Here is a 9,470-nt window from a genome sequence, read left to right as displayed (position 1 = left end):
GGGGTGGGCCGAGGCGGAGGTGTTCGTCGGCGAGGACGGGCGCTATCAGGCGCGCATCACCGATTTCGTTCAAGGAGCGCCGGGCCACCCGGGCTCCGCGGACGAGGCGAGCGCGGAGCCTGGGGATGAAGAAGAGGACTTCACGAACCCGGAGCTGGACGTGCCTCCGGAACTGGAAGGGGCGGCCTTGGACGATGTGAGCAAGCCGGACGGAAGCGACCTGCTCGGAGACGTGCCCCTGCAGATTGCGGTGGAGCTGGCGCGCGTGCCCGTCACCGCGCAGCAGGTGGTGGGGCTGCGCACCGGTCAGGTCCTCGAGCTGAACCGGGGGCCGGGAGAGCCGGTGGAGCTGTCCGTCAATGGCAAGGTGGTGGCCCGGGGTGAGCTGGTGGAGTTGGAAGGCCAGCTCGGCGTGCGCATCATCACCCTGGCGAGCTGAGTCCCAGTCGGGGCAGGGCAGGCGAGCAGGAGCGGCTGGCCGGGCGTGGGCCCGTGGCGGTCCTCCGGCCGATGCACTAGCCTCGCGCCCAGCCATGGCAGTCCTCCGTCCCCCCCTCATGCGCCTGTTGCTTGGTGCCGCGCTGGTGTTCGCGCCGCCCGCCGCCATGGCCCAGGCTCCGTCCACGTCCGCACCCACCGTGAAGCCGGTGGTGCCCCCCGCGGAGCCTGCCCAGCCTCCGGCACCCGCGGTTGCTTCGCCTGCGACGCCAGCACCGGCCACTGAGAAGGCGGACCCCAAGGCCGACGTCGAGTTGCTGGAAGCGGACCGGGCCCTGGACGCGGAGCTGTCTGCTCGCGAGTCCGCGAAGGCGGCCCGGAGCGGCGCGGGTGGGGACACCCTGGCGGAGTCCGAGGAAACGGACAGCCTGGGCTGGACGCTGGTGCGCACGCTGCTCGTGCTGGGCGTGGTGGTTGCGTCCATCTACCTCACGCTGAACGTGGGGCTGCGGAAGCTGATGGGGCTCCAGGGGGCGGCCGCGGGCCGCCAGCCCCTCGTCTCAGTGGTGGAGCGTCTGCCCCTGGACCAGCGCCGCAGCCTCTTCGTGGTGAAGGCCGCGGACGAATACCTGCTGTTGGGCGGCGGCGAGGGCGGCTTGCAACTGTTGTCGAAGCTGGATGTGGAGGCGGTGGAGCGCATCCGCGCGCAGCGCCCGCAGACGAACGCAGTTCCACTGAGCCCATTCCTCCAGAAGCTCCTCTCCCGCCGCAGTGGTGGCCCGCCTTCCCAGCCCCCCGGCTCCTGACGACCGTGCCCGTGAACCTCCCTTCCTCCGCCCGTTCCCGTCTCCCGCGCGTCCCGCCCTGGCTGTTCGCGGCCGTGGTCGCCGTTCATCCCTTCGCCGCGCTCGCCCAGAAGCGCGGCGGCGCGGCCATCCCCGACTCGGTGGTCAACGAGGCCGTCAACAGCGACTCGTTCGCGTCGCGCCCGCTCATCCTCATCCTGGCGCTCGCGGCCATGGGCCTGGTGCCCTTCGCGCTGATGATGGCGACCAGCTTCGTGAAGATTTCGGTGGTGCTCTCCATCGTCCGCTCGGCGCTGGGCACGCAGCAGATTCCGCCCACCCAGGTCATCACCGGCCTGGCCATCATCCTCACCGTCTACATCATGGCCCCAGTGGGCCAGCAGATGTACCGCGCGGCCGGCCTGGACATCTGGGCCAAGGGCCCCGGCGTGTTCTCCTCGGAGACGGTGGGCTCGATGCTGGGCGCCGCCAACAAGTCCAAGGAGCCGCTGCGCGAGTGGCTCATCAAGAAGGTCACCACCAAGGACCGGGCGCTCTTCTTCAACCTCGCCAAGAAGATGCGCAAGGGCGAGGACCGCGACGCCGTGGAGAGCAATGACTTCATGGTCATCATCCCGGCCTTCGTGGTGTCCGAACTCAAGGAAGCCTTCCAGATAGGCTTCCTCCTGTTCGTGCCGTTCATCGTCATCGACATGGTGGTGGCCAACATCCTGCTGGCGCTCGGCATGCACATGTTGTCGCCGACCACCATCTCCATGCCGTTCAAGCTGCTGCTGTTCGTGCTCGTGGACGGCTGGTATCTCATCGCCAAGGGCCTGGTCGTCGGCTACCTGTAGGGAGAGGGCTCCATGAATCAGCTCACGTTCATCACCCAGGAGGCCCTGTTCCTGGTGCTCGTCGCGTCGGCGCCGCCGGTGCTGATGAGCCTGTTGGTGGGGTTCATCATCTCCCTGTTCCAGGCCACCACGCAGATCCAGGAGCAGACGCTCACCTTCGCGCCGAAGGTCGTCGCCGTGTTCGGCGTCCTCGCGTTGGCCGGCCCCTGGATTGGAAGCCAGCTGGTGCGCTTCACGTTCCACGTCTTCGACAGGTTCCCCGCGCTCATCAAATGAACGTCGCGGACCTCGTCGCAGAGCTGGGCACCCGGGCCAACGTCTCGGCCGTCATCTTCACGGTGGCGCTGGTGATGTGCCGGGTGATGCCCGTGCTCATCTTCAGCCCCTTCCTGGGCGGTGAGGTGGTCCCCACCGAGCTGAAGATGGGCATCGGGCTGACGCTCTCCATCGTCCTCTACCCCCTCATCGCGGGCTCGGTGACGTCCATCCCCCTGAGCGCCTTGCCGTACATCGCGCTGATGGCGAAGGAGGTGTTCGTCGGCTTCACCATTGCCTTCGTCGTCAACACGCTGTTCGAAGCCGCGCGCGTGGCCGGCAACCTGGTGGACACCATGTCCGGCAGCAACAACGCGCAGCTGTACGTGCCGCAGCTCGGGCAGCAGGTGACGCTGTTCTCCAGCTTCAAGGTGCAGCTGGCGGTGGTGCTGTTCCTCACGCTGAACGGGCACCACCTGGTCATCGATGCGCTGGCGGACAGCCTGGTGGCGGTGCCGCTGGACGGCTTCCCGCGCTTCCACGACGGGCCGTGGCCCTTCTTCGACCTGATGATTCGCGTGTTCGCGGACCTGCTCCGGGTGAGCCTGGCGCTGGCCGCTCCGGCGATGCTGGCGACCTTCCTCACCGACGTGGCGCTGGGCGCCATCAACCGCGTGGCGCCGCAAATCCAGGTGTTCTTCATCTCCATGTCCGTCAAGCCCCTGGTGAGCGTGCTCCTCGTCTTCCTGGTGCTCGGCGCCCTGATGGACCGCATGCAGGGGGAGATGGTCGTCATGCTGCGGACCCTCAACCAAGCCCTGCGGCTCTTGTCCTGAGCCTCTTCATCCGGGACGCGCCATGTCGGACGAGAGCGGCGAAAAAACAGAAGAGCCATCCCAGAAGAAGCTGGATGACTCACGCAAGAAGGGGCAGGTCTGGAAGAGCAAGGACCTCAGCGGCGTGGGCGTGCTCCTGGTGGGGCTGGCCGCCGTCAAAGGCAGCTGGGACATGCTGGAGACGGAGCTGACGTCGCTCTTCCTGTTCTCCTTCGACCACCTGACGAACCCGGTGGACCTGTCGGTGGCCACCGGGCAGCTGCTCTACCTGGGCGTGCGCGCGGTGGTGCTGGTGTCGCTGCCGGTGCTGGCGGGCGGAGCCATTGTCGGCGGGCTGATGGAGTACCTCCAGGTGGGGACGCTCTTCACCATGGATCCGCTGATTCCGAAGATGGAGAAGCTCAATCCCATCCAAGGAATGAAGAACCTGTTCAACAAGAAGGCGATTGTTGAACTGCTGAAGAACCTCATCAAAATCTCCGTCACCGCCTACGTCGTCTACGGCGTGGTGCGCGACTCCATGCCCATGGTGGCCGAAACGCTGCGGCAGGACACGCGCGGCATCATGGCCATCATGGGAGAGCTGGTGACGCGCGTGGCCACGCGGGTGGCGCTCCTCTTCGTCCTCTTCGGCGTCTTCGACGTCTGGTGGCAGCGCAAGTCCTTCATGAAGGACATGATGATGACGAAGGAGGAGGTGAAGAAGGAGTACAAGCAGAGCGAGGGCGACCCGCACCACAAGGCCAAGCGCAAGGAGATGCACCAGGAGATCATGGAGGGTGCGCAGATGGAGGCCGTGCGCGAGGCCGACGTCATCGTCACCAACCCGGACCACGTCGCGGTGGCCCTCAAGTACGACCGGGAGAAGGATGGCGCGCCGCGCGTGCTGGCCCGGGGCATCGACTTCAAGGCCGAGCGCATCAAGGCCATTGCCCGCGAGCAGGACGTGCCCACGCTGCGCAACGTCCCCCTGGCCCACGCCCTGCTGCGGGTGGAGGTGGGGCACGAAGTCCCGGAGGAGCTGTACGACGCGGTCGCCGAGGTCCTCAACTTCGTCTACGGCTTGAAGTCCGGCCAGCCGGCCCCCGAGGGCCGCGCGTGAGGCGGCCGGGTGTGGCTATCATGCAGGGACAGCGGGGCCTCCCATGAGTGACGACGCCGAAATCGCCATCGCGTTGAAGTACGACAAGGAGAAGGACGGCGCGCCGCGCGTGGTGGCCAAGGGCATGCGGCTCAAGGCGGAGAAGATTCGCGAGATTGCCCGCGAGCACAACATCCCCCTCATGCGGAACGTGAACCTGGCCAATGCGCTCTACCGCGTGGAGGTGGGCCAGGAGGTCCCCGAGGAGCTGTATGACGCCGTGGCCGAGGTCCTGAACTTCGTCTACGAACTGCAACGTGAGCAGGCGGCCGCGGCTGCCAGGCGCTAGGGGGGCTGGACGTCCCCCACCCATCTGGAGTGAGGTTCGGTATCACGATGGCCAGAATCAACAATCCGCCTCCGAATACGTCCCTGTGGCCCTGGGGCGGTCCCCGCAGCGTCCGCGAGCGGCTCGTCGACCCGGCGCAGGTCGACCGGAAGAAGCTCCGCAAGACGGGCAACCCGAAGAACCCGGCGCTCGCGTCCGCGGCGCTGCTGGACTTCATCGGTCCGGCGCACTCTTCGGAGGAGCTCCGCCTGCCGCTGCCGCCGCACCCCGGCGGGCACGAGGCGGACCTGGAGCGGTTCAGCGACCGGCCCCACCTGTCCAGCGTTGCGGGCCGGGGGCACGAGGACCAGCGCCGGATGCTGGAGCGGGGCCTGGGCAAGGTGAAGGCGGCGCCCGACCGTCTGGAGCGGCTCAAGGCGCTGCTGCACCGCGAGTCCGCCATGCTCTCCCTGGTGGATCAGGTGAACGAGGAGACGAAGGAGATCATCCGCCGCATGTGGGACGCGCAGAAGGACGAGGGCTACTAGCGTCATGGCCGCCCTGGACCCGGATGATCCGAAGGACGAGGCGAAGCTGGACGCGCTCCTGCAGCGCTGGGCGGATGGCAAGGCCACGCTGCGGGACGTGCGTGGCTACTCGGATGAAGAGCTCTACGCCATCGCCAAGACGGCCTACTACTTCTTCTATCAAGGCCGGGTGAGCGAGGCGCGCACGCTCTTCCAGGGCCTGTATGCCGTCAACCCGACGGACGCCTACTTCGCCAAGGCCCTGGGCGTGGTGGAGATGGCGGCTGGGAACGGGCAGGGGGCGCTGGCGGCCTTCGACGTGGCCGCCAAGCTGACGCCGCATGATCCGTCTGTCTATGTGGGGCGCGCGGAAGTGAAGCTGGCCATGGGCCAGAAGCCCCAGGCGCTGGAGGACCTGCGCCGGGCGGCGGCGATGCAGCCGGGGGATGACCCCGTGGTGCGCAAGGCGGCGGCCATGATCTCCGCCCTGAGCCGCCGCTGACGGCCGCATTTCACATCCGGAATCGACTGTTCTTCCGGGGAGTCTGGTAGGCTGCCCGACGCTCAATTCTTCGTCGTCAGGGAGGTCGTTGACATGTCGAACCCGAATCCTGATCCGCGCGTTCCCGCCCAGATGCCTCCGGAGGCCCCGCCCGAACTGGTCGCCAAGCGCGAGCGTCTCGTCACCGAGCTGGAGAACCAGGCGAAGTCCGCGACGGGGACGCTGCAGCAGGTGATGCGGAAGATGTCCGCGCTGCTGGGCAACACCAAGCCCGGTGCTTCGCTGAGCTTCCAGCTCTACCAGGATGTGAAGGACGCCTTTACCCGGCACCTGAACGAGGCGACGAAGACGCCGGCCCTGGCCACCATGCCGCCCGTGCTGGTGGAGTCCGTGGAGTGGATGCAGGCGTACCTGAACGCCCGCGGCTTCTCCACCGACGAGGTCGCCGCCGCGCCCGCCGCCACGGCGGCTCCGGCCGCCGCGCCGAAGGCCCCCGTCGGGCCGGGTGGTGCGAAGGACGCCTTCGAGACGAGCAGCAAGAAGCACGCGTCGTTGACGGGGGACGTGCCGCCTCCGCCGGCCGCGCCGCCGGACGTCAAGGCCGAGCAGAAGGACCTGGAGTCCTTCAAGGCTTGGATGAAGAACCCCAGCCTGGGCAAGCTCAAGGGCTAGTCGCACCGCGTCGGCGCCTGGGCCCGAGGGACGCAACTTGGGGCCTGGCGCCGGCGATAACTCCCTCGAGACGTCCTTTTTTCCGAGGAGATTTCCCCGTGACCACCAAGATTGCGAACAACGCGTCCGCGACGACGCGCAAGTCGACGACGACGACCCCCGAGGCCCAGAAGCAGGCGTGGGAAGGCGTGCTGAACTCCGCCGTGGACCGGATGAACGAGCCGGAGATCAAGGGCAGCCTCCAGTACCTGGGCGAAGGCCGGATCAACACGGTGAAGGAGAAGGTCCAGGGCGAGATGGAGACCTTCCTCAAGAGCAACCCGAACGCCTCCGCCGACGACGTCAAGTCGCACGCCGAGTCGACGACGAAGAAGCACGAGACGAACGCGATGTTCCAGAAGATGCGGGACGACAACTTCTTCGGGAAGCTGATGAGCCGTCGCAAGGAGCTCCTCAAGGACATGTGGGGCGAGTAGCCCGACCGCGAGCGGCCCCGCCGCACGCCTGTCCTTGAAGCCGCCGCCCGGGTCTCTGACCGGAGCGGCGGTTTTGCTTTGCGGGGTGCTGGGGAAGGGGAGTGGGCGGCGCGGCGAGGCGCTCGAGCCCGCAAAAGCAAGGAGCCGGCATCCCAAGAGGGAAGCCGGCTCCGAGAGTCGCGTGACAGCGGCGGGATTAGATCTTGCCGATGACGGACATCGCGATCTCGTTGAGCTTCTTCATCAGGTTGGCCACGAAGGCGGTGGCCTCCTGCTGCTTCTGGAGCATGAGCTGCGCCTCGGCGCGCTCACGGTCCGGACCGGTCAGGCCGGAGAGGGACTTCTGCTCGAGGGCGGAGAGACCCTGGCTGGCTCCGAGGGCCTTCGTGGCGGCGGCGGCGGCGGTGGTGGCGGTGGTCATTTGCGTTCTCCAGAAAGTTTGGGAAGCGGGTGGTTTGCGGCGGCGCTGCTTACAAAAGGATTATGGGAGAAAGGGGGCCGGAAGTTTCCTCGGGATTTTCTGATTCTTTTTCCCGCCCTGGCAAGAGGTGCCCCCGCCCCGCGTGATCGGCGCGTCCCTCCTTTTAAGAAAAGCGACGTACCGAGGCGAAACTCCCAGCGCTGAACGCCGAAAATCACGGTGAAGCAGCATCGAACATTTCCCCCTCCCCAGGGAGCACCGAATATGTCGAACGGCATCGGCGGAGTTGGCGGTAACCGGCAGCTCACCACGACGCAGGGCGTGGGCAACGTCAACACCTCGACGATCGCGCGCAACGCGCAGCTCATCGAGTCGACGCTGAATCTGGTTGAGAAGGCCGTTGACCTCGCGGGCAAGGCGGTGAACGTCGCTGGCAAGGCCGTGGATCAGATGTCCCAGGCCGCGGCCCCCACGAAGCAGGCGGGTGCGACGGGCGCCAACGCCGCCTTCCCGGCCGAGCGTCCCAACCCCCTCGACGCGGTGCGTGAGGCCCACTCCCTGAAGGTGGAAGAGGGCACCGGGAAGATCACCACCCCGGGTGGCTACACCATCGAGCAGCTGGGCCAGTTCGAGTGGCGCGTGACGGGGCCGGACGGCAACAACACCCGCGTCTGGGGTGACCCGCACGTCGACGAGAGCGACGGCGGCAAGTTCGACTTCAAGCGCGACACCTCCTTCGTCCTGGGCGACGGCACCCGCATCAACTGCACCTGCAAGCCCTGGGGCAACGGCATGACGGTGACGGGCCAGCTGGACGTCGTCTACGGCGACAGCCACGTGCGCGTGACGGACATCGACAAGGGCAAGGGCAAGGTCGGCAAGGTCACCAACACTGGCATGGACGAGGTCGTCCGCTTCCACTCGAACCAGTCCGCGGACGTCTTCCACATGGGGCAGAACGCGGCCGACTGGACGTTCCATGGCAAGGAGATTATCGGCCATGAGAACGGCGGCGACGTGCACAAGGTGGGCGAGGCCGTCATCACCGAGCGGCGCACCATGGCCTTCAACTACTCGGCGGCGGCGGACTCCCCCGCGGCGGGTGAGGTGGCCCAGAACTGGGACATGAACACCAACCTGCCCCAGGTGAAGCCGCTGCCCTGGGACATGAGCAGTGCCAAGCCCGAGCTGAACAAGCTGAACGAGACGTTCGACTCCATCAGCAAGGTGTTCGACCAGCTCAAGAACACCAACGCGAACGGCTTCAACCCGTTCCGCAAGGCGGATGACCTCTTCGGCGCCTACGACAAGAACCAGCACAAGTCCGGGCTGACCCAGTCCTTCAAGGCGCTGGGGGACATGTTCGGGACGCTGGAGAAGCTGTCCAAGCTGAATGATATGGTCCGCTTCCGCGGTCCCCAGTCGTTCTAGCCGCTGGACGTACTTCATCGGGCCAGGTGGGGGACTGCCTGGCCCTTCTCGAGGCTGTCGTGAGTGACTCCGCCCCCCGGGGTGAAAAAGAGAAGGTCGTCGTCCCGGAGGCGCTCGCCGAGGCGGTGATCCGCGGCGAAATCACCCTGGGGCAGTTCCTCAACCTCTCCAACACGCAGCTCTACGCCTGGGCGGACAAGGCCTATCAGCTCCTCCAGGCGGGCAGCTCGCAGCAGGCCCTGCAGATCTTCCAGGGGCTCGTTGCCGCCTCGCCCACCGACGCCGTCTTCCACGCGCAGCTCGGGGCGACCCTCATGACGCTGGAGCGCTTTGACGAAGCGTTCGACGCCTTCCGGCTGGCGCTCCAGTTCAACGACGGCCACGTGGACGCGCTGGTCGGCCGGGGTGAAATCCAGCTGCGCCGGGGCAATGTCCCCGAGGCGCTCGCGGACCTCAGCAAGGCCATCCAACTGGACCCGGGCCTCAAACGCCGTGCCACGCAGCGCGCCCACGCGACGCTGCGCACCCTCAAGCAGCAGGCCGACCAGGTGAAGAAGTCGCGGTAGGCCCCGGGGGCAATGCCCCTTTTCATCGCAACACGCACCAGGCCCGGGCCGCGCGAGTCGTCGCGCAGTCCGGGCTTCGTCGTTTCGGGTGAGGCGCTCGAGCCCGCAAAAGCAAGGAGCCGGCATCCCGAGAGGGAAGCCGGCTCCGAGAGTCGCGTGACAGCGGCAGGATTAGATCTTGCCGATGACGGACATCGCGATCTCGTTGAGCTTCTTCATCAGGTTGGCCACGAAGGCGGTGGCCTCCTGCTGCTTCTGGAGCATGAGCTGCGCCTCGGCGCGCTCACGGTCCGGA

The 9,470-nt window shown here is 67.0% G+C and carries 14 protein-coding genes; 13 read left to right on the top strand and 1 reads right to left on the bottom strand.

The features are described from left to right. The 11 genes from sctQ to HNV26_RS35610 all read left to right on the top strand — a co-directional run. A partial coding sequence (gene sctQ / locus HNV26_RS35660; protein WP_171452990.1) for a type III secretion system cytoplasmic ring protein SctQ occupies positions 1 to 439 on the top strand: 439 nt, incomplete at its 5' end. Between the two features lie 118 nt (positions 440 to 557). Further along, the gene (locus tag HNV26_RS35655) at positions 558 to 1,244 is read left to right on the top strand and encodes a flagellar biosynthetic protein FliO (protein WP_171442858.1); all 687 of its coding nucleotides are present in this window, start codon (positions 558 to 560) and stop codon (positions 1,242 to 1,244) included. A gap of 11 nt (positions 1,245 to 1,255) precedes the next feature. After that, complete coding sequence (gene sctR, locus HNV26_RS35650) at positions 1,256 to 2,080, top strand: type III secretion system export apparatus subunit SctR (RefSeq protein ID WP_020477619.1); 825 nt, start codon at positions 1,256 to 1,258, stop codon at positions 2,078 to 2,080. 12 nt (positions 2,081 to 2,092) lie between these two features. Beyond that, positions 2,093 to 2,356, top strand: coding sequence for a flagellar biosynthesis protein FliQ (gene fliQ, locus HNV26_RS35645; protein WP_002637061.1), 264 nt, complete (start codon positions 2,093 to 2,095; stop codon positions 2,354 to 2,356). Further along, entirely contained in the window at positions 2,353 to 3,171 is an 819-nt protein-coding gene (locus HNV26_RS35640; protein WP_171442857.1) for a flagellar biosynthetic protein FliR, read from the top strand. The genes fliQ and HNV26_RS35640 overlap by 4 nt, the downstream gene beginning before the upstream one ends. 22 nt (positions 3,172 to 3,193) lie before the next feature. Beyond that, positions 3,194 to 4,273 (top strand): type III secretion system export apparatus subunit SctU, encoded by a 1,080-nt coding sequence (gene sctU, locus HNV26_RS35635; protein ID WP_171442856.1) that lies wholly within the window; start codon positions 3,194 to 3,196, stop codon positions 4,271 to 4,273. Positions 4,274 to 4,316: 43 nt separating this feature from the next. Further along, on the top strand, positions 4,317 to 4,601 hold the full coding sequence (locus HNV26_RS35630; protein ID WP_011552525.1) for an EscU/YscU/HrcU family type III secretion system export apparatus switch protein: 285 nt from the start codon (positions 4,317 to 4,319) through the stop codon (positions 4,599 to 4,601). Positions 4,602 to 4,648: 47 nt separating this feature from the next. Continuing rightward, positions 4,649 to 5,128 carry a hypothetical protein gene (locus HNV26_RS35625; protein WP_026113929.1) on the top strand — a complete coding sequence of 160 codons (480 nt, stop codon included), beginning with the start codon at positions 4,649 to 4,651 and terminating at the stop codon, positions 5,126 to 5,128. A gap of 4 nt (positions 5,129 to 5,132) precedes the next feature. Then, positions 5,133 to 5,609: a SycD/LcrH family type III secretion system chaperone gene (locus tag HNV26_RS35620; protein WP_171442855.1), complete on the top strand. Its 477-nt coding sequence runs from the start codon at positions 5,133 to 5,135 to the stop codon at positions 5,607 to 5,609. A gap of 93 nt (positions 5,610 to 5,702) precedes the next feature. Next, positions 5,703 to 6,281 (top strand): hypothetical protein, encoded by a 579-nt coding sequence (locus HNV26_RS35615; RefSeq protein WP_171442854.1) that lies wholly within the window; start codon positions 5,703 to 5,705, stop codon positions 6,279 to 6,281. Between the two features lie 98 nt (positions 6,282 to 6,379). After that, a complete protein-coding gene (locus HNV26_RS35610) occupies positions 6,380 to 6,757 on the top strand; it encodes a hypothetical protein (RefSeq protein WP_011552530.1) in 378 nt (125 codons plus the stop codon). A 196-nt stretch (positions 6,758 to 6,953) separates the two neighbouring features. On the opposite strand, the gene HNV26_RS35605 is transcribed toward HNV26_RS35610, so the two are convergent. Further along, positions 6,954 to 7,178 carry a hypothetical protein gene (locus tag HNV26_RS35605; RefSeq protein WP_002640925.1) on the bottom strand — a complete coding sequence of 75 codons (225 nt, stop codon included), beginning with the start codon at positions 7,176 to 7,178 and terminating at the stop codon, positions 6,954 to 6,956. A 264-nt stretch (positions 7,179 to 7,442) separates the two neighbouring features. Between HNV26_RS35605 and HNV26_RS35600 the strand changes: the two genes are divergently transcribed. Continuing rightward, positions 7,443 to 8,609 (top strand): DUF1521 domain-containing protein, encoded by a 1,167-nt coding sequence (locus HNV26_RS35600; RefSeq protein ID WP_171445579.1) that lies wholly within the window; start codon positions 7,443 to 7,445, stop codon positions 8,607 to 8,609. 59 nt (positions 8,610 to 8,668) lie between these two features. After that, complete coding sequence (locus HNV26_RS35595; RefSeq protein ID WP_225888784.1) at positions 8,669 to 9,175, top strand: tetratricopeptide repeat protein; 507 nt, start codon at positions 8,669 to 8,671, stop codon at positions 9,173 to 9,175. The last annotated feature ends 295 nt before the right edge of the window (positions 9,176 to 9,470 follow it).

It is taken from the genome of Myxococcus xanthus, assembly GCF_013116825.1.
Taxonomy (GTDB): Bacteria; Myxococcota; Myxococcia; order Myxococcales; family Myxococcaceae; genus Myxococcus; species Myxococcus xanthus_B.
The sequence above is the reverse complement of the archived record's forward strand: the minus strand, read 5'-3'. Positions and strand labels throughout refer to the sequence as shown.

What these genes read in the sequence shown, in the direction of transcription:
- HNV26_RS35640 (WP_171442857.1), top strand. Translation starts at nt 2,353, where the DNA reads ATGAACGTCGCGGACCTCGTCGCAGAGCTGGGCACCCGGGCCAACGTC.
- sctU (WP_171442856.1), top strand. Translation starts at nt 3,194, where the DNA reads ATGTCGGACGAGAGCGGCGAAAAAACAGAAGAGCCATCCCAGAAGAAG.
- HNV26_RS35605 (WP_002640925.1), bottom strand. Translation starts at nt 7,178, where the DNA reads ATGACCACCGCCACCACCGCCGCCGCCGCCGCCACGAAGGCCCTCGGA.
- HNV26_RS35655 (WP_171442858.1), top strand. Translation starts at nt 558, where the DNA reads ATGCGCCTGTTGCTTGGTGCCGCGCTGGTGTTCGCGCCGCCCGCCGCC.
- HNV26_RS35620 (WP_171442855.1), top strand. Translation starts at nt 5,133, where the DNA reads ATGGCCGCCCTGGACCCGGATGATCCGAAGGACGAGGCGAAGCTGGAC.
- HNV26_RS35615 (WP_171442854.1), top strand. Translation starts at nt 5,703, where the DNA reads ATGTCGAACCCGAATCCTGATCCGCGCGTTCCCGCCCAGATGCCTCCG.
- HNV26_RS35630 (WP_011552525.1), top strand. Translation starts at nt 4,317, where the DNA reads ATGAGTGACGACGCCGAAATCGCCATCGCGTTGAAGTACGACAAGGAG.
- fliQ (WP_002637061.1), top strand. Translation starts at nt 2,093, where the DNA reads ATGAATCAGCTCACGTTCATCACCCAGGAGGCCCTGTTCCTGGTGCTC.
- HNV26_RS35625 (WP_026113929.1), top strand. Translation starts at nt 4,649, where the DNA reads ATGGCCAGAATCAACAATCCGCCTCCGAATACGTCCCTGTGGCCCTGG.
- HNV26_RS35600 (WP_171445579.1), top strand. Translation starts at nt 7,443, where the DNA reads ATGTCGAACGGCATCGGCGGAGTTGGCGGTAACCGGCAGCTCACCACG.